This is a genomic window from Mesorhizobium sp. CA10, assembly GCF_020165285.1.
GTDB lineage: Bacteria > Pseudomonadota > Alphaproteobacteria > Rhizobiales > Rhizobiaceae > Mesorhizobium.
Genome location: NZ_JAIUHV010000005.1, coordinates 21934 through 45803 on the forward strand (window position 1 = coordinate 21934; position 23870 = coordinate 45803).

21 protein-coding genes and 1 tRNA gene are annotated in these 23870 nt (G+C 63.0%); 9 read left to right on the top strand and 13 right to left on the bottom strand.

All coding sequences use genetic code 11. The annotated features are described in order from the left end of the window. Positions 1 to 10: 10 nt before the first annotated feature. From LB535_RS12475 to LB535_RS12500, 6 genes are all read right to left on the bottom strand, one after another. Positions 11 to 1402 (bottom strand): sulfotransferase family protein, encoded by a 1392-nt coding sequence (locus LB535_RS12475; RefSeq protein ID WP_224632399.1) that lies wholly within the window; start codon positions 1400 to 1402, stop codon positions 11 to 13. Next, a complete protein-coding gene (rfbD, locus tag LB535_RS12480) occupies positions 1399 to 2307 on the bottom strand; it encodes a dTDP-4-dehydrorhamnose reductase (RefSeq protein WP_224632400.1) in 909 nt (302 codons plus the stop codon). Before rfbD ends, LB535_RS12475 begins: the two co-directional genes overlap by 4 nt. Further along, complete coding sequence (rfbB, locus tag LB535_RS12485) at positions 2304 to 3482, bottom strand: dTDP-glucose 4,6-dehydratase (RefSeq protein ID WP_224632401.1); 1179 nt, start codon at positions 3480 to 3482, stop codon at positions 2304 to 2306. The genes rfbD and rfbB overlap by 4 nt, the downstream gene beginning before the upstream one ends. A gap of 14 nt (positions 3483 to 3496) precedes the next feature. Beyond that, on the bottom strand, positions 3497 to 4051 hold the full coding sequence (gene rfbC, locus LB535_RS12490; protein ID WP_224632402.1) for a dTDP-4-dehydrorhamnose 3,5-epimerase: 555 nt from the start codon (positions 4049 to 4051) through the stop codon (positions 3497 to 3499). Further along, a complete protein-coding gene (rfbA, locus tag LB535_RS12495; RefSeq protein ID WP_224605008.1) occupies positions 4044 to 4934 on the bottom strand; it encodes a glucose-1-phosphate thymidylyltransferase RfbA in 891 nt (296 codons plus the stop codon). The genes rfbC and rfbA overlap by 8 nt, the downstream gene beginning before the upstream one ends. Positions 4935 to 5155: 221 nt before the next feature. Next, on the bottom strand, positions 5156 to 5746 hold the full coding sequence (locus tag LB535_RS12500; protein WP_224632403.1) for a biotin transporter BioY: 591 nt from the start codon (positions 5744 to 5746) through the stop codon (positions 5156 to 5158). Between the two features lie 222 nt (positions 5747 to 5968). Between LB535_RS12500 and LB535_RS12505 the strand changes: the two genes are divergently transcribed. Next, positions 5969 to 6877, top strand: a complete 909-nt coding sequence (locus LB535_RS12505) for an MBL fold metallo-hydrolase (RefSeq protein ID WP_224632404.1) — start codon at positions 5969 to 5971, stop codon at positions 6875 to 6877. Here the strand turns inward: LB535_RS12505 and LB535_RS12510 are convergent, their stop codons facing one another. Then, positions 6878 to 7663, bottom strand: a complete 786-nt coding sequence (locus LB535_RS12510; RefSeq protein WP_224632405.1) for a DUF1499 domain-containing protein — start codon at positions 7661 to 7663, stop codon at positions 6878 to 6880. An 82-nt stretch (positions 7664 to 7745) separates the two neighbouring features. Continuing rightward, positions 7746 to 9374, bottom strand: coding sequence for a fatty-acid--CoA ligase (locus tag LB535_RS12515; RefSeq protein WP_224632406.1), 1629 nt, complete (start codon positions 9372 to 9374; stop codon positions 7746 to 7748). Between the two features lie 189 nt (positions 9375 to 9563). Here LB535_RS12515 and LB535_RS12520 point away from each other — a divergent pair, with 189 nt between their 5' ends. Together LB535_RS12520 and LB535_RS12525 are read left to right on the top strand one after the other, a co-directional pair. Beyond that, on the top strand, positions 9564 to 9920 hold the full coding sequence (locus tag LB535_RS12520; RefSeq protein WP_095766801.1) for a hypothetical protein: 357 nt from the start codon (positions 9564 to 9566) through the stop codon (positions 9918 to 9920). Positions 9921 to 10124: 204 nt separating this feature from the next. After that, complete coding sequence (locus LB535_RS12525; protein ID WP_224605016.1) at positions 10125 to 10514, top strand: DUF427 domain-containing protein; 390 nt, start codon at positions 10125 to 10127, stop codon at positions 10512 to 10514. 83 nt (positions 10515 to 10597) lie between these two features. Here LB535_RS12525 and LB535_RS12530 read toward each other — a convergent pair whose 3' ends face one another. From LB535_RS12530 to ppdK, 4 genes are all read right to left on the bottom strand, one after another. Beyond that, entirely contained in the window at positions 10598 to 11338 is a 741-nt protein-coding gene (locus LB535_RS12530) for a polysaccharide deacetylase family protein (protein WP_224632663.1), read from the bottom strand. 135 nt (positions 11339 to 11473) lie between these two features. Then, the gene (locus LB535_RS12535) at positions 11474 to 12574 is read right to left on the bottom strand and encodes a glycosyltransferase family 9 protein (RefSeq protein ID WP_140846208.1); all 1101 of its coding nucleotides are present in this window, start codon (positions 12572 to 12574) and stop codon (positions 11474 to 11476) included. Positions 12575 to 12884: 310 nt separating this feature from the next. After that, complete coding sequence (locus tag LB535_RS12540; RefSeq protein ID WP_224632407.1) at positions 12885 to 13988, bottom strand: glycosyltransferase family 9 protein; 1104 nt, start codon at positions 13986 to 13988, stop codon at positions 12885 to 12887. A 120-nt stretch (positions 13989 to 14108) separates the two neighbouring features. Beyond that, complete coding sequence (gene ppdK, locus LB535_RS12545; RefSeq protein WP_224632408.1) at positions 14109 to 16793, bottom strand: pyruvate, phosphate dikinase; 2685 nt, start codon at positions 16791 to 16793, stop codon at positions 14109 to 14111. A 213-nt stretch (positions 16794 to 17006) separates the two neighbouring features. Between ppdK and LB535_RS12550 the strand changes: the two genes are divergently transcribed. The 5 genes from LB535_RS12550 to LB535_RS12570 all read left to right on the top strand — a co-directional run bounded on the left by LB535_RS12550 (position 17007) and on the right by LB535_RS12570 (position 21308). After that, entirely contained in the window at positions 17007 to 17351 is a 345-nt protein-coding gene (locus LB535_RS12550) for a VOC family protein (protein WP_224545796.1), read from the top strand. Positions 17352 to 17441: 90 nt separating this feature from the next. Beyond that, positions 17442 to 18866 (top strand): phosphomannomutase, encoded by a 1425-nt coding sequence (locus tag LB535_RS12555; protein WP_224632409.1) that lies wholly within the window; start codon positions 17442 to 17444, stop codon positions 18864 to 18866. Positions 18867 to 18965: 99 nt separating this feature from the next. Next, a complete protein-coding gene (gene gmd / locus LB535_RS12560; protein WP_224526321.1) occupies positions 18966 to 19949 on the top strand; it encodes a GDP-mannose 4,6-dehydratase in 984 nt (327 codons plus the stop codon). 95 nt (positions 19950 to 20044) lie between these two features. Continuing rightward, positions 20045 to 21001 carry an NAD-dependent epimerase/dehydratase family protein gene (locus LB535_RS12565; protein ID WP_224632410.1) on the top strand — a complete coding sequence of 319 codons (957 nt, stop codon included), beginning with the start codon at positions 20045 to 20047 and terminating at the stop codon, positions 20999 to 21001. A 232-nt stretch (positions 21002 to 21233) separates the two neighbouring features. After that, positions 21234 to 21308, top strand: a tRNA-Gln gene (locus LB535_RS12570). Between the two features lie 86 nt (positions 21309 to 21394). On the opposite strand, the gene LB535_RS12575 is transcribed toward LB535_RS12570, so the two are convergent. Then, entirely contained in the window at positions 21395 to 21901 is a 507-nt protein-coding gene (locus LB535_RS12575) for an anthrone oxygenase family protein (RefSeq protein ID WP_224632411.1), read from the bottom strand. A 247-nt stretch (positions 21902 to 22148) separates the two neighbouring features. Between LB535_RS12575 and LB535_RS12580 the strand changes: the two genes are divergently transcribed. Beyond that, a complete protein-coding gene (locus tag LB535_RS12580) occupies positions 22149 to 23861 on the top strand; it encodes an HAD family hydrolase (RefSeq protein WP_224632412.1) in 1713 nt (570 codons plus the stop codon). Positions 23862 to 23870 lie beyond the last annotated feature (9 nt).

A 23870-nucleotide genomic window follows, 5' to 3' on the forward strand; every position in this document is an offset into this window, starting at 1 on the left:
TATTTTTCGGTCATCTTTTCAATATTAACGAGAAATTAGATAGGAAGTTAGCAAATCTCCATGATTTGCTAGCATATATATCAGATAACTTTCCTGACAATTCTTCGGCTCTTCTTTTATTTTCCTTCATTTCGTCCTCAATTCTTGATCTGTCCTCCGTAATGTGAGCAATTGCATGCTCTTTTTCTGCAGCTATCCGTTCGCGTTCAAGCGAAATAGCCTCCCCCAGCTGAGTTATTTTCTGAACAGCCTCCTCCAAACGCGCTTTAAGCACCTCAACTTCCCGAGCTAGTTCACTAATCCTTGTATCTTTACCTGCCAGCAGCTTGGACGTAGCGCTGTCTTGCCCAATTAACGAGTCGGCTTTGGCCTGCAGGTTCGCATTCTTCTCTACTAATTCTTTCATTTTATAAAAATATGCTGCCCGCCTTGTGTTCAATTCGGGAATGCAAGCTGCACCAAACTTCTGAGTGCCGGCATCAAATACTGCCTTTATTTGATCCAACCGAGCAAGCGCCCCAATGTCATTGGGATCTTTCTCTAGGGATCTAGCCGCAAAATAAGTGTCTTTTACCCAATCTAGGATCGCTCCGTTTGCGAGTAATCGTTCGGTTGTTGCCACATGATGCTGATGCTTTGCCGACAAAAAACGATCGATCTCAACTTTCGCCTCGGCGTGCGACGCCGACCAATCTATTGATAGGGTTTTCCCAACCCTCGCGATTGATGGTCGCCAATCTTCGACAAGAGATTCATAAGAAAGAAATGCGCGCGGAGCGCCACGCGTTGCTCGCTCGGCATCCAGCACGTGGCGTAACCAAAGCATGGAACCGAATGCCGAAGTCATCCCGTCACGCTGGTTTAGCGAGGCGATGACTGAAATGGGATTGCGAACTGTTAGAATGTACTTTGTTTTAAAATTGATCGAAGCAAGTACTTCTTCATACAATGAAGAAAACCTCGAAATACGCGGCTCTTTCAAAACGATAACAGCTTCATGCCCGTATTCTCGTTCCACGTTTCGAGCAATCTCATCTTTGAAGAACTGCACCCTCGACGACGAGAGAGTGCCAAGGTCAAAGGTCCGCCAGTCATCCCAACTGCTACCGGCCTCGGCGAGCAACTGCTCATTAAGCATATTGAGGCTTGTCGGCTCCCAATAACCGCTGGCATTGTTGTCATCCGCGCCAATAACCCGCTCCGGAAGCGTCGCCCCTAACAGACTGAGCACCCTCGTGAGCGCGCTCGTCCCCGAGCGGTGCATGCCTAGCACCATGATGCAGGTGCGCTTCGCGGGCTTGGTCTTCGGTGACTTAGCCTTCGCGCCCTTCTTCGGCGCCGCTTGATCGGCCGACTGCGCGCTCGCATCGCGCAGTTGCTCCGGTGCTGGATGCTTGTTCATGCACTCAATGCCTGTTTCGTCTCGCCGCCCCCCAGCCGCCGAACCACATTTTCACTCGACTCCCGCCACCCCGGCGCCTGCCACCCAAACGCCTCTGCAAACTTGGCACTCGACAGCCGCGAATTTTGCGGGCGCCGTGTCTTGGTCGGATAGTCGCTCGTCGCGATCTCGCGCACGTTCGCGTGCGGGCCACCAAACGCCCGGCTTGTGTCGAGGATGTGACGGGCAAAGCCGCTCCAGTTGGTGTCGCCCTCGCCCGCCAGGTGATAGACGCCGAAGGCGGCGAAATTGCCGTCGCCGACCAGCCTCGGCGCCGCATGCAGGATCGCGTCGGCGATGTCGAGCGCCGAGGTCGGATTGCCCCATTGGTCGGCGACGACCGCGATCTCCTCGCGGTCGGCGGCCAGCCTCAGCATGGTCTTGACGAAGTTCCTGCCGAAGGGGCTGTAGACCCAGGCCGTGCGCAGGATGAGATGGCGCGGATTGGCCGCGGCGACCGCCTCTTCGCCGGCGAGCTTGGAGGCGCCGTAGACGCCGAGCGGCGCGGTCGGGTCGGTCTCGACATAGGCGCCGTCCTTGGCGCCGTCGAAGACATAGTCGGTCGACAGATGGATGACGGAGACGCCGAGCCTTGCCGCGGCTTGCGCCACCTTGCCGGCGCCGGTTGCGTTCACGGCGAAGGCCAGGTCCTTCTCGTCCTCGGCCTGGTCGACAGCGGTGTAGGCAGCGGCGGAAACGACGATGTCTGGCCTTGCCGCTTCAAGGGCTGCGTACACCGTGTCGGGTCGCGCAAGGTCGAGCGCCGGCCGGCCGACGGCGACGACTTCGAAATCGTCGCGGCCCCGCGCCACCTCGACCAGGCTTGCGGCGACCTGGCCTTCGCGTCCGGTGACGGCAAGCCTCACGTCGTCACCTTCCTGCTCTCGGCCGCGTTCCCGGCCGGGCCGCTTTCGGTCTTTGCATTGCCGATCGGGGCGTTGCGGATCAAGGCGTTCTCGGCTGGGGCGTTCTCGACCGGGCGCGCCGTAGCCCGGCCCAGCCGCGCGCCGTCGTAGCGCTGCTCGCGGATCGGCCCCCACCACCATTCGTTGTTGAGATACCAGTCGACGGTCCTTGCCAAGCCGCTGTCGAAATCCTCCCGCGGCGTCCAGCCTAGCTCGCGCGCGATCTTGGAGGCGTCGATCGCATAGCGGCGGTCGTGGCCGGGGCGGTCGGTGACGAAGGCGATCAGCTCGCGATGGCGCTTGCCGCCGGCGCGCGGGCGCCTGAGGTCGAGAAGATCACAGATCGCCTCGACGACGCCGAGATTGGTGCGCTCGGAATTGCCGCCGACATTGTAGCTCTCGCCCGGCCGCCCCTTGGTGGCGACCAGTTCCAGGGCGCGCGCGTGATCCTCGACGAACAGCCAGTCGCGCACATTGGCGCCGGCGCCGTAGACGGGCAGCGGCTTCTCGTCGAGCGCGTTGAGGATGACCAGCGGGATCAGCTTTTCCGGGAAGTGATAGGGGCCGTAATTGTTCGAGCAGTTGGACAGCACCACCGGCAGGCCGTAGGTCTCGTGCCAGGCCCGCACCAGATGGTCGGACGCCGCCTTGGAGGCCGAATAGGGCGAGGACGGCGCATAGGGCGTCTCCTCGACGAACATGCCGCCGTCGAAAGGCAGGTCGCCGAAGACCTCGTCGGTCGAGACATGGTGGAAGCGGAAGCCCGCCTTGCGCTCGTCGGACAGGCCGCGCCAATATTCCAGCGCCGCATTCAGGATGCGGTAGGTGCCGACGATGTTGGTCTCGATGAAAGCGCCTGGACCGTCGATCGAGCGGTCGACATGGCTCTCGGCGGCGAGGTTCATGACGATGTCGATATCGTCGCGGCGCAGGATCTCCAGCACCGCGCGCTCGTCGCAGATGTCGGCGTGCTCAAAGCGGTAATTATGCGCGTTCTCGATCGGCCGCAGCGAGGCGAGGTTACCGGCATAGGTGAGCTTGTCGAGATTGGTGACGCGGTAGGCCGGATTGGCGCACAGATGCCGGCACACGGCCGAGCCGATGAAGCCGGCGCCGCCGGTGACCAGGAAATTCATGCCACCGTCCCTCCTCACGCGAACACCTCCGCCGCGCCCAACAGCGGTGCGTTGCGGTCCTTGTCCGAAAGCTGGAAGCCGCCCGCGATCTCCGGCCATGCGATGCCGATCGCCGGGTCGTCGAAGCGGATCGAGCGGTCGTGCCCGGGCGAATAGGTGTCGGTCACCTTGTAGAGCACCTCGGTATGCGGCACGAGCGTGACGAAACCATGTGCGAAGCCTTGCGGCACCAGGACCTGGTTGCCCTTGTCGGCCGATATCTCCAGCGCTTCCCATTTGCCGAAAGTGGGCGAAGAACGGCGGATGTCGACCGCGACATCGAGCACGCTGCCGCGGATGACGCGCAGCAACTTGGCTTGCGCGCGCGGCGGCAGTTGGTAATGCAGGCCGCGCAGCACGCCGGCCGCGGCGGAATAGGAATGATTGTCCTGCACGAAAGCGAGATCGATGCCGGCTTCGGCAAAGCGCTCGGCGTTCCAGGTCTCGCTGAAAAAGCCGCGCGCATCGCCATGCCGCTTCGGCACGATCTCCAGCACGCCGTCGAGGCCGAGCCGCCTGACCTCAAGCACCGCGTTCCTCCATCAGATCGGCGACCCGCCGGCGCAGATAGGCTGCATATTCGTTTTTGCCGAGCCGCGCGGCGCGATCCAGAACCTTATCGGCGCTGATCCAGTGCTGTTCCAGCGCAATCTCCTCCGGACACGCGATCTTGATGCCCTGGCGATGCTCGATCGTGCGCACGAAAGACGATGCCTCGAGCAGGCTGTCATGCGTGCCGGTGTCCAGCCAGGCATAGCCGCGGCCGAGGCGGTGGACATGCAACTCGCCACGCTCGAGATAGACATTGTTGACCGCGGTGATCTCGAGCTCGCCGCGCGCCGAAGGGCGGATCGTCGAGGCGATATCGACTACCTTGTTGTCGTAGAAATAAAGACCGGTGACGGCCCAGTTGGACTTCGGCTTTTGCGGCTTCTCCTCGATCGTCAGAGCCTTGCCGGTGGCCTTGTCGAAGGAGACCACGCCATAGCGCTCGGGATCGTCGACATAATAGGCGAAGACCGATGCGCCGCCATCGCGCGTCGCCGCCTCGCGGCAGAGCTGCGACAGGCCGCCGCCGAAATAGATGTTGTCGCCGAGAATCATCGACACGCTGTCCGTGCCGATGAAGTCGCGGCCGATGATGAAGGCCTCGGCGAGGCCGTTGGGCTGCGCCTGCACGGCATAGGACAATTCCAGCCCGAATTCGGAACCGTCGCCCAGCAACGCCTGGAAGACCGGCAAGTCGCGCGGAGTTGAAATGACCAGAATCTGGCGAATTCCCGCGAGCATCAGCACGCTCAGCGGGTAATAGATCATCGGCTTGTCGTAGATCGGCAGTATTTGCTTAGAAACCGCTAATGTTAGCGGATAAAGACGTGTTCCGCTGCCACCCGCAAGGATAATTCCTTTCAACAAGCTCTCCTTGAACTACCGCGGCCCCCGCCTCGACGCCAAGTTGCCCGTGCTTAGTTTTCGGGCGCTGGCTTGTCAATGTCGGCTTTGACTGCTTCCCGACGTTACTTCATCGCTTTCTATCATCCGACAGGAGGCGGTTTCGAGCGAAATCCGACAGCGCCATGAAAAAGGGCCGGCGGGCGCTTGTCGCCCGCCGGCCCTTTTCTCGTCGATTGTTCTCAGCCGCGCTTGAGCAATGTCCACACGGCCGGCACCAGGCTGGCGGCCAAAGCTACCTTGATCAGGTCGCCGATGATGAAAGGCAGGACGCCGAACTGCCAGGACTTTTCCGGCCCGATGAGCGTGGCCAGCCAGGCAAAGCCCATGGCCATCATGACGACCTCTGCCGTCAGCATGGCGCCGAACAGCTTGAAAGGGTCGCGGTCCCAGCCGCGGTCGGCGGCCCAGCCGGCGATCGCCGCCATGACCACGAAGCCGGCGAGATAGCCGCCCGTCGAGCCCAGCATATAGACAATGCCGATGCCCTTTTCCGGCGTGCCCTGGAAGACCGGCAGACCAAAAGCGCCCTCGGCGAGGTAGAGAAGGAGCGTCGCGACGGCAAGGCGCAGGCCGAATGCCGAGGCGATCAACAGCACGGCCAGCGTCTGCAGCGAGATGTCGACCGGGCCGAGCACCACCTTGGTCTTGGCCGAAAGCGTCAGCAGCAGGGTTCCGGCGAGCGCCAGGAAGAGCTGGGTCGCCAGCCGGGCAACACCCCGATCCGGCAGGGTGAGAGAAACAAGCGGGCGCATCGTGGTTGCAGTTGCCATGGTCTTCCCCATTCTGGCTGATTTGCCGGGTGGCTGATTAGCTGGCTCTTAAAGCGCATCGCGCAGAAACGCATTCAGGCGACGCGCTTTAAAAATTGTCTTGATGCATGTCGTTCTCCCAAAAACCGCTGCGCAGTTTTGGACGACATCCATTGATTTTCCTATATTGGCTTCCGTATCGGACGGCAATCACTTTGCCGCATCGCAACGGAGCCCGCAGGCATGGCCCTTGAATTCGACACCAGCTTCGATCCCGCCTACGGCCGGGCGGTTCCGGTTGCGCCGGATGTGCTGCGCATCACCGCAAGAAATCCGGGTCCTTTCACCTTCCACGGCACCAACAGCTATCTCGTCGGCAGCGACACGCTGGCGGTGATCGATCCGGGGCCGGAAGACGACGCCCATCTCGAAACACTGCTCAAGGCGATCGGCGGCCGACCGGTCAGCCACATCTTCGTCAGCCACACCCATCGCGACCATTCGCCTTTGGCGGCGCGGCTGAAGGAGCGCACCGGCGCGCCAACGCTTGCCGAAGGCCCGCATCGGCCGGCGCGCCCCTTGCGCATCGGCGAGGTCAATCCGCTCGACGCCAGCGCCGATCTCGCCTTCGTTCCCGATGTCGTGCTGGCCGACAATGCGCGGACTGAGGGCGACGGCTGGGCCATCCGCACCGTGCTGACGCCCGGCCATACCGCCAACCACGCCGTGTTTGCCCTCGAGGGAACCGGAACCCTGTTTTCAGCCGACCATGTCATGGCCTGGTCGACCTCGATCATCGCGCCGCCGGACGGCGCCATGGCCGACTATATGAGCTCCCTCGACAAGCTTTTGGCGCGCGACGATCGCTTGCTGTTACCTGGCCACGGCGGACCTGTGGCCGCGCCCCAAAGCTTCATGCGCGGCCTGAAGACGCATCGCAAGATGCGCGAAAGGGCGATCCTGGAGCGCATCCGCGCCGGAGACCGGACGATCGCGGAAATGGTCGCGGCGATCTATCGCGACACCGACCCGCGGCTGCACGGCGCCGCCGGTCTTTCGGTGCTTGCCCATCTCGAGGATCTGGTTGCCCGCGGCCTCGTGGCCACAGAAGGCGATCCGGCTATAGACGGCATTTTCAGCCCCGCCGCGTGATCACTCAGCCGGCGCCGCGCCGACCTGCCCGGCGACTTGCTGGTCCAGCTCGCCAAGGAAATCGGTGATGCGAGCGGCGTTGTCGCCGAGGTCGTAGCGGCCGTAGCGCGAGGCCGAGCGCATGTCGACGATGACCTGCTCGCCGTCGTCGGTGATGCGGATGGCGACGTCGGCCGGCAATCCGAGCACGAAGCCCTTTGCCAGCGCGTTGATCGTCGCCTGGCTTTGCCCGTTGATGTCGGGATAAGGCGCCGTCAACTGCCAGTCGCGGCGGTCGAGCACGGTTTCGACAGCGTCGACGACGGTTTCGAAAGGCAGATTGTAGCTGCGCCCGCTGACCAGCGGATAGGCCTCGGCCTGCAGGGCCTGTTCGCCCGGGGTCGGCGGCGACAACTCGTTCATATCGCCGGTACGGTCGCTGGTGTCCAACGCGGGCGGATCGTCGAGATCGGTCGAGATGTCGCGCAGCGGCGGATAGATCGTCGCCCAGTAGACGGCGACGCCGTAGGGTGCCAGCACCAGCAGCGCCAGCAGCGCGCCGATGGAGAGATCGCGGCCGCCGCGATCGCCGAAGCTCCAGACCCTGGCCAGGCCGAGACCGGCCAGCAACAGGGCAAGCGCTGCCAGCAGCGCCACGAGCGCCAGGACCCACAGGAAAGGCGGCGTCTCGACGAGACCCAGCCTGTAAGCGGCAACGGCGGTGAGCAAAAGGACGAGAGAGAATGCCCCGATCCGCCGCGACCAGCCGGCCGCCTTCGACGTCTGCCGTTCAGGAATTGTAGCCATTGTCTGCCGCATTACCCCAGTCCGAACCGAGACTTAGAGGTTTTTGGCGCCGGCTTGAAGCCGAAAGATCGAACATTTTTCGTCAATCCGTCGGCAGGCGGTAATCCTTGAACTGGGCACGCAAACTGGTCTTCTGGATCTTGCCGGTGGCGGTGTGCGGAATTTCGCCGACGAAGGCGACGTCGTCGGGCATCCACCACTTCGCCACCTTGCCGCTCATGAAGGCGAGGATGTCGGTCTTGGTCGGCTCCTTGCCGGGCTTGCGCACGACGACGAGCAAAGGCCGCTCGCCCCATTTGGAATGCGGGATGCCGATGGCCGCTGCCTCCGCCACGTCCGGATGGCCGACGGCAAGGTTCTCGAGATCGATGGTCGATATCCACTCGCCGCCGGACTTGATGACGTCCTTGGCGCGATCGGTGATCTGCATATAGCCGCTGGCGTCGATATGGGCGACGTCGCCGGTGTCGAACCAGCCGTCGGCGTCGAACTGCTCGGCGCCGGCGCCGCCATAATAGGCTCGGGCCACCGCGGGGCCGCGCACCTTGAGATGTCCGAAGGTCTTGCCGTCCCAGGGCAGCGCGTTGTTGTCGTCGTCCGTCACTTTCATCTCGACGCCGAAGGGGGGAAAACCCTGCTTGCCTTGGACATCGAGCCGCGCCTCGCCGGTCAGCGCCTCATATTGCGGCTTCAGGGTGCAGAGGGTGCCCAGCGGCGACATCTCGGTCATGCCCCAGGCATGCACCACCTGCACGCCGTAATTGTCCTGGAACTTGGCGGTTATGGCGCGCGGACAGGACGCCCCGCCGATGACGACCTTCTTCAGATAAGGCAGCTCCTTTCCCGTCTCCTCCAGATATTGCAGCAGCATCATCCAGACGGTGGGCACGGCGGCGCTGAACGTCACCTTTTCGGTGTCGAGCAGTTCATAGATCGAGGCGCCGTCCATCTTGCAGCCCGGCATCACCAGCTTGGCGCCGATCATCGGCCCGCTCTGGCCGAGCCCCCAGGCATTGGCGTGAAACATCGGCACGACCGGCAGGATCACGTCTCGGGTGGACATGCCCATGGCGTCGGGCATGGCGGCCATCATGGCGTGAAGGACATTGGAGCGGTGGCTGTAGAGAACGCCCTTCGGGTCGCCCGTCGTGCCCGACGTGTAGCACATGCCGGCGGCGGTATTCTCGTCGAACGTCTTCCAGGTGAAGGCGCCGTCGGCTTCGGCCAGCCATTCCTCGTAAGCGACGGCGTTCGGCAGCGACGTTTGCGGCATATGCGCCAGGTCGGTCAGCACGATAACCCGTCGCAGCGATCGGACCGCGCCGGCGATCTTTTCCAGGATCGGCACGAAGGTCAGGTCGACGAAGATCGCCTTGTCCTCGGCGTTGTTCATGATCCAGGCGATCTGCTCAGGAAAAAGCCTCGGGTTGAGCGTGTGATAGATCGCGCCGATGCCCATGATGCCGTACCAGGCCTCGATATGGCGGGCGGTGTTCCAGGCAAGGGTCGCGATGCGGTCGCCGAGCCTGAAGCCGTCACGCTCCAGCCGTTGCGCCACCTTGAGCGAACGGTGATGGATTTCGGCATAGCTGGTGCGCACGATCGGGCCTTCGATCGAACGCGACACGACCTCCCGGCTGCCGTGCTGGCGTTCCGCATGGTCGAGCAGCTTATGGCAAAGCAGCGGCCATTCCTGCATCAATCCAAGCATCAATTCCTCCCTTTGCGCATTCGCGTCATTTGTTTCACGCATTGTGAAACGAACCGGCGGTTTGTCCAGCCGCCATAAGTCGAAGCCAGTGGATGGATCGAAGGACCAGGAAAACCGCCATAATCCGGCCATCGTCGCCGTTAAGCTTCGTTAACGGGCTGGGTGAGATTGGCGAATGGAGAGATTCGCATGGACGCGCAGCTCGACGAAAAAGCCCTCGAAAGCACGCTTGCCGAAAGTCTGGACGATCTGACGCCGGACATCAAAACCGTTTCCGAAGATGAATTTGCCGAAGTCGTCGGCGGTGCGCTGGAGGCCGTCGGCGGAACGCTGCTGTTCAAGATGCGCGTTGAAAACGGCGCCGAGGGCGAGCATGTCGCCGCGGCCTGCATCGGCAACGCCGACAATCGTCAGTTCCTGCTGCTCACGCTGCCGACCACCGGCGGCGCGCTGAAGGTCGAGACGGCGGCGAGAAGCACCAATCCGGTCGCGGGCATTGCCGCCGCCTATGCCGGCCTCATGGACGCCTTCAAGACGGCCGCCTGACGACCGGAAGCAGACGTTCAATGAATGGTGATGACGCCAAGCGTGACGCGCGCTTGCGCGACCCGCCTGCCCGACACATGTAAGTCTCCCCTGAGAACGTTTCACCGTTTCGCGGAAACAACGAAACGCTCTCTCTTTGTTTGACGCAATTCCGGACGGAAAACCGCTTCGCACTTTTTCTAGAATTGCTCCAGGAGACCATTCATGGACAAGCTTGCCAATCCAGCCCCCGGCTTCCAGCGCAACCCGGACAAGGTGATCACCGTCGAACCTTATCGCGGCACCGTCACGGTCCGCGCCGGCGATAGGATCATCGCCACATCGACTGCGGCAAAGGTTCTCTCGGAGCCACCTTACCCGGCCGTCTTCTACATCCCGTTTGACGATATCGATTTTGGCAAGCTCGCCCCGACCGACCATTCGACACATTGCCCATACAAGGGCGATGCCAGCTACTGGAGCGTCCAGCCGGCCGGCGAAGCCGGCGAGAATGCGATGTGGGCTTATGAGCATCCGTTCGACGAAATGGTCGAGATCCGCAATCACGGCGCGTTCTACACGAACAAGGTGACGGTCGAAGCCACGCCGGACTGAGCCGTAAAGGGAGGGGCGCTTAGGTCGATCTCGGAAGGAGGTGGCCGCCAAAATTCAGCGGTCGCCAGCCTCGCGCCGCGCTCTCAATCGGTGGTGCCGTCATTGCCGACGCCCTCGGCATCGTCGAGGCGTACAAAGGTCATGCCCTTCTGCTTCAAGGCGAGCAGCCCCTGAACCACGCCCTCGCCGGCGGCATGGGTCGGCTGGTTGATGTGGGCGATGATGACGTCGCCGTCCTTGGCGGCGCCGATGCGGCGCGCCGTTTCCTTCGCGCCGAGCAGCGAACCGCCGTCGCCATTGACCGAGAAGCCTGCGATCTTGAAGCCCAGCCTGCGGATCATGGCGATCGCCGAGGGACTGTATTCGGCGGTGGCGCCGCGAAACCATTTTGCCGCAGGGCCGCCCGCGCCGGCCAGGGCGGCGGCGCCGGATTCAACCTCGGCCTGCACGGCGTCCGGGCTGCCGGCGCTGCGGATGCCGAAGATTTTCCGCGGCGTATCGACCGCCGGAACGTGGCGGCCGCCGTGATTTTCCAGCTCGAACAGGTCGGGATGCGCCCGCATGATCTCGACGGCCTCGGCATTGCGCTTCAGCCAGATGCCGGTAACGAAGATCGTCGCCGGTATCCTGTTGTCGACAAGCGCCGAAAGTATCCTTGTGTCGGTCGTTCCGCCGCAGGCATCGAGCGTCAGGGCGACTCGACCGCCGCCGCCTTCAACGTCGTGCGGTTTCAGGTGCAGCGTCGGTTCGAGCAGCGTCGCGGCATTGCCCGCCGACGCTGCGAACAGTGCCATCGCGCAAAGGGAGTTTCGAAGCAGACCCATCATTCATTCCAAACCGGCACGCTCGGCATCATCCTTCGCGCCGCGTCAAAAACTTGTCTCTAGAAGACCGGCATCTAGGCGAAAATCGGGACGGCAAACAGCGTAAAAACAGCAATCGCGAAAATTTGCTTTCGCCTATACCGCTGCTTCCAGAGGCATCTCGGTTCGGGCCAGCAACTGGAGCGCTGCCTCGACGACGGCGTCGACCTCCAGACGCCAGACGCAGCATGCCTTGTTGGGGTCGGGCCGTTCGCACAGGTCGCCACCGACGCAGTCACAAGGCATGGACGGGCATACCGCGACGCTCGGCGCGCCGACTGGTCCCCAGTGGATCGGGCTCTGCAGGCCGAACAGGCCGACGACGGGAGTGCCGACTGCGGCAGCCATGTGCATGGGGCCGCTGTCGTTGCCGAGAAACAGCCGCGCCTGCTTGAACAGCGCCGGCAACGTTTCGAGCGGGAGCGCTCCGACCAGGTTGACGATCGGCGTCTTCGCAGTCGCCAGAATCTTCTCGGCCACCTCGTTCTCGTCCGGGCCGCCGACCAGGGCGACGTCGAGACCGGTTTCGGCCGCTATCCGATCGATTGCGGCGGCAAAGCGCTCGGGCTGCCAGCGGCGCCCAGGGAAGCTTGCCCCGGCATGCACCGCGACAAAGGCGTTCGGCCGAAGGTGCAGCTTGTCCAGCAGCGCCAAGGCTTTCGTCGTCTCGAACGGCAGCGGCCGGAAGGCGGGAGCCCGCGCGCGCAAGTCCACGCCAAGTGCCTCCAGCGGCGAAAGATAACGATAGAGAAAGTGCTGCTCGCCATACCCGAACGGCTTGGCCTTCACATTGGCAGGTTGGCGCGCAAACCAACCCAGGGGCCTTTCGGACGGGTGATATCCCACGCGAACCCGTGCGCCGACCAGCCCCAAGATGAACCGCGACGTCTTGGTGTCGGTGATGTCGATGGCCATGTCGAAATGGTAGCGGCGCAACTTAAAGAGCGTGAGAACGAGTTCCTGCAGGCGTAGCAGCGGCGTGCCGCGCATATGGGAACGGCGGAAGGTCACAACCTCCGAGGCGATGCCGTTGGCGGTGAGGAGACCGCCGAAGCGGGCGTCGCAGAGGAAGACGATGCGGGCGTCGGAATATTCGAGCTGCAGGTTCTTCGCCAGCGCGGAGGCAAGAACGAGATCGCCAATGTGCTTCGTCTGCAAGATCAGGATCGAGCGGACTGCAAAGGGAGCCCGCAACATCGGTGTCTGAGCTCCGGACAGACCGGAGTTCGCGAAGCTGGGTTGAGATGTCGACATGTGGAACCATCACGCGCATTTTCACGTGATCTTATACAAGACGACACGGTCGCGGACCATCGGACTCTCGCGCGCGGATAGAGCGTTTCACCGTTTCTCGGAAACCGCGGAGAATGCGCTATTTCGTCGTCTTTGACGCAATTCCGGACGGAAGGCTAAGGCGAAGTCCCAGGACCTGACCGTTTCACACTTTTTCCTGGCTTGCGCAAAGCGGGGGACGCGGCCGGCGGGCGGTCCGCAATTCCAGCAAATGTCAGACCGCGGCTTCCAGGACCATCTCGGTGCGCGCCAGGAGTTCCAGCGCCGCGTCCACCACCGGATCGACTTCTAGGCGCCAGACGCAGCATGCCTTGCTCGGGTCGGTCCGGCGGCACAGGTCGCCCCCGATGCAGCCGCAAGGCATCGATGGCCGCAACGAAATGCTGGGCACGCCGACCGGCGCCCAAAGGACCGGGTTGGTCAGGCCGAACAGGCCGACGACCGGCGTTCCGGCCGCTGCTGCCATATGCATCGGTCCGCTTTCGTTGCCGAGAAACAGCCGCGCCTCCCTGAGCAGCGCCAGCAGCATTTCCAGCCGCAGCGTGCCCGCCAGGTTGACGACGGGCGTCTTCGCCGCGGCCATGATCCTGTCGGTCGCCTCAACCTCGTCCGGACCGCCGACCAGGACCACGCGCAGGCCGGTTTCGCGGACGATTCTGTCGATTGTCTCGGCAAAGCGTTCCGGCTGCCACCGCCGCCCCGCGAAGCTTGCTCCGGCATGGACCGCAACAAAAGCGTTTGGCTGGATCTGGTGCCTGGCGAGCAAGGCCAGGGCGCGCGTCGTCTCGAAGGGCAGCGGCCGGATGGCCGGCGCCCTGACGCGCAGATCGATGCCCAGCGCCTCCAGCGGAGACAAATAACGGTAGAGATAGTGCTTCTTGCCGAATCCGAACGGCTTCATCCTGACGTTGGCGGGTTGACGCTCGTGCCAGCGCAAAGGCCGCTCCGTCGGAAAATAGCCGACCCTGACCGGAGCGTTGACCAGTCCAGAAATGATCCGCGAGGTCTTGGAATCTGTGATGTCGACGGTCATATCGAAGCGGTGCTGCCGCAACGTGCGCACCATCCGGAAGAGCTCGCGCCCTCGCTCGAGCGGCGAGCCACGCATCTTGGCACGGCTGAAGGGGACGACCTCGGAAGCTATGCCATGGGCAGTCAGGAAGCCGGCGAAATGGGCTTCGCAGAGAAACACGATCCTGACGCCCGGATATTGAAGCTGCAGGTTCTTCGCCAACGCCGAGGCAAGCACGATGTCGCCAATGAACTTGGTCTGCAGGATCAGGATCGATCGGTAAACGGATGGGGAAATCTGCAACATGGGTTTTCCGACACAAATAAATTCGGTGTCGAAAAGTCGCTTGGAACGGTGTCGAGATTCAGGGCCGTCACGCGCACGTTCGCGTGACATTGCATACAAAACCGTAAGGTGTCGGGAATGTCAGGCGCGTTTTGTCGCGCCCTTCGCTGCCGCCACGGCCGCCTGCGCGGCGGCCAGCCTGGCGATCGGCACGCGGTAGGGCGAGCACGACACATAGTCGAGGCCGACTTCCTCACAGAAGCGGATCGAGGCCGGGTCGCCGCCATGCTCGCCGCAGATGCCGAGCTTGATGCCCGGCCGCGTCGCCTTGCCCTTTTCGGCCGCGATCCGCACCAGCTCGCCGACGCCGTCAATGTCGAGCGACACGAACGGATCCTGTTCGATGATGCCCTTCTGCCGGTAGGTTTCCAGGAAGGACGCCGCATCGTCGCGCGAGATGCCGAACGTGGTCTGCGTGAGATCATTGGTGCCGAAGGAGAAGAATTCGGCCGCTTCGGCAATGACATGCGCGCGGATCGCCGCGCGCGGCAATTCGATCATCGTGCCGGTCAGATAATCGATCTTGGTGCCGGTCTCCTGCATGACGCTTTGCGCGACCGCATCGATGCGCGCCTTGACGTATTGCAGCTCCTTCACCAGGCCGACCAGCGGCACCATGATCTCCGGCACGACCAGCGCGCCGGCCTTGTGGCCGGCCTCGACCGCCGCCTCGAAGATGGCGCGCGCCTGCATCTCGGCGATCTCGGGATAGGAGACGGCGAGCCGGCAGCCGCGATGGCCCAGCATCGGGTTGAATTCGTGCAGCGCTTCCGTGCGCTGCCTGAGCTTGTCGGCCGACACGTTCATGGCGGAGGCGACCTCGGCGAGCTCGGCCTCGGTCTTCGGCAGGAATTCGTGCAGCGGCGGGTCGAGCAGGCGGATCGTCACCGGCAGGCCGGCCATGATCTCGAACAGCTCGAGAAAGTCCGAGCGCTGCATGGGCAAGAGCTTGTCCAGGGCCGCACGCCTGTCCTTCTCGGTGTCGGCCAGGATCATCTCGCGCATGGCGACGATACGGTCGCCATCGAAGAACATGTGCTCGGTGCGGCAAAGGCCGATGCCCTCGGCGCCGAAAGAGCGCGCCATGCGGGCGTCGAGCGGCGTTTCGGCGTTGGTGCGCACCTTCATGCGGCGCGCGGCGTCGGCCCATTCCATGATGGCGGCGAAATCGCCCGACAGCTCCGGCTGCAGCATGGCGACCGCCCCTTTGAGCACCTGGCCGTTGCCGCCATCGATTGTGATGATGTCGCCTTTGCGGAAAGTCTGGCCCATCGAGAGCAGCGTGCCGGCCTTGTAGTCGACACGCAGCGAGCCGGCGCCGGACACGCAGGGCTTGCCCATGCCGCGCGCCACCACCGCGGCGTGGCTGGTCATGCCGCCGCGCGTGGTGAGGATGCCTTCGGCGGCATGCATGCCGTGGATGTCCTCCGGGCTGGTTTCGATGCGCACCAGGATTACCTTGCGGCCTTGCGCCCTGGCGTCCTCGGCATCGCTGGAGGAAAAAACGATCTCGCCAGTGGCGGCGCCGGGCGACGCCGGCAGGCCCGTCCCTATGATATCGCGCGCGGCATTCGGGTCGATGGTCGGATGGAGCAGTTGATCGAGCGAGGCCGGATCGATGCGGGCGACCGCCTCCTCCCTGGTGATCAGCCCATCCTTTGCCATCTCGACGGCAATCTTCAGCGCAGCCTTGGCGGTGCGCTTGCCGGAGCGGGTCTGCAACATCCACAATTTGCCGCGCTCGATGGTGAATTCGAGATCCTGCATGTCGCGGTAGTGCTTTTCCAGCCGGTCGGAGATGTCGACGAAAGCCTGGAAGGCGTCAGGCATAAGCTTCTGCAGCGACGGCTTGTCGGAGCCGGCGGCGATGCGCGCCGCCTCGGTGATGTTCTGTGGCGTGCGGATGCCGGCCACCACATCCTCGCCCTGGGCATTGACCAGGAATTCGCCGTAGAGCTGCCTCTCGCCGGTCGAGGGATTGCGCGTGAAGGCGACGCCGGTCGCGGACGTGTCGCCCATATTTCCGAATACCATGGCCTGGACGTTGACGGCGGTGCCCCAGCTTTCCGGGATGTCGTGCAGGCGCCGGTAGGTGATCGCGCGGTTGTTCATCCAGCTCGAGAACACGGCGCCGATCGCGCCCCAGAGCTGTTCCTGCGGATCTTGCGGGAACGGCTTGCCGAGCTCTTCCTCGACCTTGGCCTTGTAGAGCGAAATCACGCCTTGCCATTCCTGGGCCGTCAGGCCGGTGTCGAGCTCATGGCCGAGACTGGCTTTCTGGTCCTCGAGGATCTCCTCGAACACTTCGTGGTCCAGGCCCATGACGACGTCGGAATACATCTGGATGAAGCGGCGGTAGCTGTCATAGGCGAAACGCGCATCGCCGGAATCGGCGGCCAAAGCCTCGACCGTCTCGTCGTTGAGGCCGAGATTGAGCACCGTATCCATCATGCCGGGCATCGAGGCGCGAGCACCGGAGCGCACGGAGACCAGAAGCAGCTTCGACGGGTCGCCGAAGCGGCGGCCGGTAATCCGACCGATATGGTCGAGAGCGGAGACGACATCCGTCTCGAGCCCGCTGGGATAGGTGCGGCCGTTGGCGTAATAGGCGTTGCAGACCTCCGTGGTGATGGTGAAACCGGGCGGCACCGGCAGCCCGAGGCTGCACATCTCGGCCAGATTGGCACCCTTGCCGCCGAGAAGGTTGCGGTCGCCGGCACGGCCCTCGGCGGCACCGTCGCCGAAGGTGTAAACCCACTTGGTCATGCTTGCCCTCCAGTTCGTGGAAGATAGAAACATCCGATGATGGCCGTTTCCCACCTTCCCTGCTCCGAGCGATAGGATGCTGCACTGCGAAAGGCAAGGCACCGGCAAGCAACCACTGCGGCTACAATCGATTAAGCAAAAGCTGCGTCAAAAAGACTTGCTGGAGGGAAACGACCGATATAGAACATAACGGGAACGCAGTGGAGTAGCGTGATGAAACTCAATGGAAAACTCGACTATCTTGAACTGCCGGCGACGGGCGGCACGCTGGACAGCGTCAAATCCTTCTACAGCGCCGCCTTTTCATGGTCGTTCACCGACTACGGTCCGACTTACGCAGCCTTTGCCGAAGGGCTCGACGGCGGCTTCCAGGCAGATGCCGGCGAGGCGCCGGCCAAGCCGCTTCCGGTCATCTACTCCGAAAATCTCGAGGAAACGCTGGACGCGGTCGAGAGTGCTGGCGGCACCATCGTCAAGCCGATCTTTTCCTTCCCGGGCGGCAGGCGATTCCACTTCACTGATCCGGCCGGCAACGAACTGGCCGTTTGGGGACATTAGGAAAAGACGCGGATTTCGAGTTATTTTTGATGTTGACAGCCGGGCTCATTCCAATGAGCGTCAGCAATCTTCCAACAGCAAAGCAGACTGATGAAATTCGGCTCAAGCGGCGTTCGGGGTTTGGCTTCCGAATTGGTGGGAAGGCCAAGCGGACTTTATACTGAGGGTTTCGCCCGGCGCTTGCGGTCGACCGGATTTCAGCAAGGCAAGGTCTTCGTCGGGCGCGATTTGCGCGACAGCAGCCCAACGATTGCCGAAGACTGCATGGCGGCTTTGGCCACAGCCGGCTTCCAGCCGGTCGATTGCGGTCCCATCCCCACGCCTGCGCTCGCCTTTTACGCCCGCCTGCATGGCGCCGCGGCGCTTATGGTGACGGGGTCGCATATTCCCGCCGACCGCAACGGCATCAAATTCTATGGGCCGAGGGGCGAGATCGACAAGGCGGATGAGGCCGCCATCACCCGTCACGTCGCGGAACTGTCGGATCGATATCCCTGGCCTCCGGCCCATGCGAACCGGCAAGCCGGCCATGAACAGGCGCTCGCGGCCTTTCGAGATCGTGTCGATGGCATTCTGCCCCCTGGCGGCCTTTCCGGAATGAAGCTCGGCGTCTACCAGCACAGCACGGTTGCGGCGGAGTTGCTGGTCGAGGTCCTGCGGTCCTACGGCGCCGAGGTGATCCCCGTCGGGAAAACGGAAATCTTCGTGCCCGTCGATACGGAGGCCGTCGGCCAGGAAACGATGGCGAGGGTGCAAGGCTGGGTGCGCGAATTCGAATTCGACGCCGTGCTCTCTGCCGACGCCGATGCCGATCGTCCGCTTGTCATCGACGAAAATGGCGAACTGTTCCGCGGCGACCTGATCGGGCTGGCCACGGCGCTGTTCCTTAAGGCCGACATTGTGGTGACGCCGATCACCTCCAATTCAGGCATCTCCGATGCTTTCGGATTCGGCGTCAGGAGAACGAAGGTCGGATCCCCTTTCGTCATAGCGGAAATGGAGGCCGCGCGGCAGGCAGGCGGCATTATCGTCGGCTTCGAAGCCAATGGCGGGGTTCTTCTGGGGTCGGACTGCGTGGTGAACGGCAAGATCTTGTCGGCGTTGCCGACACGGGATTCATTTTTGCCGATCCTGGCGGTGCTAGGCACGATGGCATCGTCCGGAAAATCGCTTTCCGGCCTGCGCCAAACCTGGAGCCTTCCGGTCTGCGCCAGCGAACGGCTCGAGAACTTCCCTGTCGAGAAATCGCGCGGCTTGATGCGAAAGCTCGCCGACCGTGATGCTTTGCAACACTTCCTTGCCCCCTTCGGCAGCGTCTTGGACGTCGATGAGACCGATGGTCTCAGGGCACGGATGACCAGCGGCGAGATCATCCATCTGCGGCCTTCCGGCAACGCTCCCGAATTTCGGTGCTATGCCGAGGCCGCCAGCCATGACAGGGCGAGCGAGATTGTGGCAATGGCGCTGGAACAAGCGCGCGACACCACACTGGCAGATGAATCAGAAGCCGTATAACGAAGACGGAGCCGGCGATCGCCGCAGGCTTGGGGCGCGGCCCGCTCTACAATAACGGGGACACGTGCCCCACGTCTCGCCCGAGCCCTGAGAGCATCGATGACAAGAACGGCGTTGATAACCGGCATTACGGGGCAGGATGGCGCCTATCTGGCCCAGCTCCTGCTTTCGAAGGGTTACCGAGTCCACGGGCTGGCGCGGCGGTCGAGCACAGCCGACGTCAACACCATGCGCCTGAAATGGCTGGGGATCGAAAACGATGTGCGGATCGTGGACGGCAACCTGACGGACCTGTCGGGTCTTAGTCGAACCATGCGCGACGTAAGGCCGGACGAGGTCTACAACCTGGCCGCACAGTCTTTCGTCAGATCCTCGTGGCAGCAGCCGATCCTGACAGGCAACGTCACCGGTATCGGCGTCACCAATGTTCTCGAGGCGCTGCGTCTCGAGATTCCCGAGGCGCGTTTCTACCAGGCGTCGTCGTCGGAGATGTACGGCCTTATCCAGGAGCCGGTGCAGTCGGAGACCACGCCTTTCCATCCCCGCTCTCCCTATGCGGTGGCGAAGGTCTACGGTCACTGGATCACCGTCAATTATCGCGAGAGCTTCGGCCTGCACGCTTCGAGCGGCATCCTGTTCAATCACGAATCGCCGCTTCGCGGCATCGAATTCGTGACACGCAAAGTCACGGACGCCGTCGCGCGCATCAAGAAGGGCATGGCCAAGGAACTGCGCCTGGGCAACATCGACGCCAAGCGCGACTGGGGCCACTCCAGGGACTATGTCCGCGCCATGTGGCTGATGCTGCAGCAGGATCAGCCCGACGACTATGTGGTCGCCACCGGCAGGACGACGACGGTGCGCGATATGTGCAGGATCGCGTTCGAGCATGTCGGGCTGGAGATGGATGACCATCTTGTCATCGATCCCGACCTGTTCAGGCCGGCGGAAGTCGAAATCCTTCGCGGCAATCCGGCCAAGGCAAAGGCGAAGCTCGGATGGGAAGCGACGATCTCCCTGGAGGATATGATCCGCGAAATGGTGGACGCCGATCTGGCGCGCCACTCGGCTGCCAGGAATTGAAAGGAAGCTCTTGCATCAACAGGTCGATGACTTGACGCACCGTCTTCCGTCACGCATCCGCATGCGGACAATTCGTCGTGGTCCGTGAGGCCGGCATGCGCGTTTTGATAACCGGCGCCAACGGTTTCGTCGGGCCCTATGTGGGCGACGCGCTGCACAGGATTTGCGGCCGCGAAATTGTCATTGCCGCGACCTCCAAGGATGGTGGACCGCATCCCGCCTTCGGCCAGGTCGAAGAACTGGACGTGACCGATCCGGCCGCCGTCCATGATGCCATTGCCCGTCACCAGCCCACCCATGTCATTCACATGGCGGCGGTCGCGGCCCTGGGTGCCGCCCAGGCCGATCCCCGCAACACATGGCGCATTCATGTGGACGGCGCGCTCAACGTGGCCCATGCCATCCTCGACAAAGCACCGGACTGCTGGCTGGTTCATGTCGGATCGGGCCTGGTCTATGGCGAAAGCGCCAAGACCGGACGCCCGATCGACGAAGGCACGCTGCTTGCTCCGATCGACGACTACGCCGTGACCAAGGCCGCGGCCGACCTCGCGCTCGGCGCGCTTTCGCGCCAGGGATTGAAGTGTGTCCGAATGCGCCCGTTCAACCATACGGGCCCGGGCCAGACCGAGGCATTTGCCGTGCCGGCCTTCGCCATGCAGATCGCCCGGATCGAAGCGGGCCTGGCTCCGCCGGTGATCCGCGTCGGCAACCTCGATGCGAGGCGCGATTTCCTGGATGCGCGCGACATCGCCAACGCCTATGCGCGCGCGGTTCTGAAGAGCCGCGATCTTGCGCCGAACGCCATTTTCAACCTTGCGTCCGGCCTCTCCTGGCGGATGGGAGACATCCTCGATCGGCTGCTGGCCCGCAGCAGCGTCAAGATCGTCACGGAGCAGGATCCGCTGCGGCTGCGGCCGAGCGATCTGCCATGCATCGTCGGCGATGCGACCCGCGCCCGGACCCTGCTCGGCTGGGCGCCCGAGCATCCCTTCGACGATACGCTTGCGGCCGTCCTGGAGGATTGCCGCGCGCGCGTGGCCCAGGCCTAGGCAAGGCTGCATCGCCTGCGTCCCTGAACGCGGAGCTGAGCCGCTCCCGCGCCCGCACCGCCCGAAGCTGCCGCGCGGCGTGTGCGGCTTACGATCCACCGCCGGCGATCGGGCGACGAACTGGCCGGAAATGGCGGCCCCGCGTCACTGCCGATTTTAGTTGATCTCCCGGCATTGAGCTTTGCGTCGCCTCGTCCTATAAGGCCGCGCGCAGCGCGGCATGCCCGCCTGCTGGGGCGTCGCCAAGTGGTAAGGCATCGGTTTTTGGTACCGACATTCCCAGGTTCGAATCCTGGCGCCCCAGCCAACCTCCACATCAACGCCAAGCTCGAACGGACGATCGGCCAACGCGTTTGAAGCATCGCGTGGTTTGACCGGAAAGCCGGTCGGACATCAGGCGCCTTTGGCGATTGCGGTGGTGAGCAAGATCAGGCTCAGCATCGCCAGTGTCGCGCGGATAACGTGCGATAGTTCCCAGCGGTTGCGCAGCGCCGTCCACTCCTGCGCCGGTGGGGGCGGAGCTCCGTCGCTGCCTTCAGTCGCGAAGAAGCGCTTGGCCGGCGCGTTCAGTTCCACGTCCTGCAGCCATTGCTTGTTGACCGGCTGGGTCATGAACCAGAAGACAAACTGCATGGCGAGAAGTGCGATCAAGGCGCCGGCGATCAGCCAGACATGGAGCGCACCGCTCGACGTCAGCATCAGCGCAAAAGTCGCGAGGATCCCACCGATCTCCGCGATGCCGCCTCCAATCGTGAAACCCGGGTAGTAGATGCGTTGGACAACGAAATACTCTTGCCTGCCGAGTCGCAACTTGCCCGGCAGCTCCAGCGCGTGGGCGAGCGCCATAGCCATCGCACCGGCCACAAGGATGACGGTCAGGACCTCCAGAAAGACATACATCGGATCGGCCTCTCACTCCAGCTCAAGCGCTTGTGCGGAAGCAACCTCGTCAAGACCGAACGTGATCGTGCCGACCGGGTTCCCGTCGGCGCACGCTCCAATTCCGCTGGGCGACGCTGTATGGGCCGTGAGCTGGGCGAAACACCGCGATCGTTTCGACGCCAACCATCGGCCTAAACCTTTTCCGCCGACAGGCGTTGTTCGTTCCAGACGGACCGACAAACACCGTTCGGAGAGGTTTCAACCGATGTATTTCATGGCATTGGCCACCGATTATGATGGCACGCTGGCGCATGATGGCCTGGTCGCGGCCAGCACGATCTCGGCGCTGGAGAAGCTGAAGAAGTCCGGGCGCAAGCTGATCCTGGTCACCGGGCGGGAACTGCCCGATCTCAAGGAGGTGTTTCCCGAACTTTCCCTGTTCGACAAGGTGGTCGCCGAAAACGGCGCGCTGGTCTACACGCCGGCCAGCGAGGAAGAGCGTACGATCGCCCCCTCGCCTTCCGCGGATCTTGTCGACAGGCTCAAAAAGCGCGGCGTGAAGCCGCTGTCCGTCGGCCGCTCGATCGTCGCCACCTGGGAGCCGCACCAAGCCACCGTGCTCGACGTCATCAAGCAGCTTGGGCTGGAGCTGGAGATCATCTTCAACAAGGGCGCGGTTATGATCCTGCCTTCCGGCATCAACAAGGCGACCGGGTTGGCGGCGGCGCTCGACGACCTGAAGCTGTCGCCGCATAATGTCGTGGCCGTCGGCGACGCCGAAAACGACCACGCCTTCCTCAGGGCTTCGGGCTGCAGCGTCGCGGTGGCCAATGCGCTGCCCGCCGTCAAGGAAACCGCCGACCTCGTCACCAAGGAAACGCGCGGCAAGGGCGTCGAGGAGCTGATCCGCAGGCTGGTCAAGCACGATCATCTGCTGGCTAAAAAACGCTTGCGCGGCGTGCTGCTCGGGACCTCACGCGGCAAGGACATCTACTTGTCGCCGATGGAAACAGTGCTGATCGCCGGCAGCTCGGGCATCGGCAAATCGACCTTGGCCACGGCGCTCACCGAGCGGCTGGTCGAAAAGGGTCTGCAATTCTGCATTTTCGACCCCGAGGGCGACTATGACGGACTGAAAGGCGCGGTGCCGCTCGGCAACGGCTCGACCGCGCCGAACAAGGAACAGTTGCTGGAATTGATCGAAAAACCGCAGACCAATATCGTGGTCAACGGCCTGGCGCTGAAGGTCGATGAGAGGCCCGATTTCTTCGCTGAATTGCTGCCGGGCCTCGGCAATGTCCGCTATCGCACGGCAAGACCGCACTGGCTGATCATCGACGAGGCGCATCATTTGATGCCCAAGCGACGCGGGGATACGCGATCCGTGCTTTCGATCGAGCTGCCCGGCACGGTGCTGATCACTGTCCATCCGGAAGCGATCTCGACCGATGCGCTCGGCCTGGTGACGGCGGTGATTGCGCTTGGGCCCAAGGCGAAGGGCGTGATCAAGACCTTCTGCAAGGAAACGGGACTCCAGGCTCCAAAGAGCATTCCGTTGCCCAAGGGCGACCGGGTGCTGTTCTGGCGGCCGCATGACAGCAAGAAGCCGTTCACGGTAAAGGCAATCGAGCCGGACCAGTCGCTGAAGCGCCACAGCCGCAAATATGCCGAAGGCGAGCTCGACGAGGCAGGCAGCTTCTACTTCACCGGTCCGAAGAAGGCGATGAACCTCAGGGCCCACAATCTCATCATCTTCGCGCAGATGGCGGAAGGCATCGACGACAAGACATGGGAATACCATCTGCGCGCCGGCGACTATTCCAAATGGTTCCGCCAACAGATCAGGGACAAGGACCTCGCCCAAGAAACGGCTGAGGCGGAGAAGAACAAGGCATTATCGGCCGACGAGAGCCGCAAGCTGGTGATCGATGCCGTGCGGCGGCGCTACACGGCGCCTGCTACGGCTGCGGAGAAGTAGAGCAGGTTC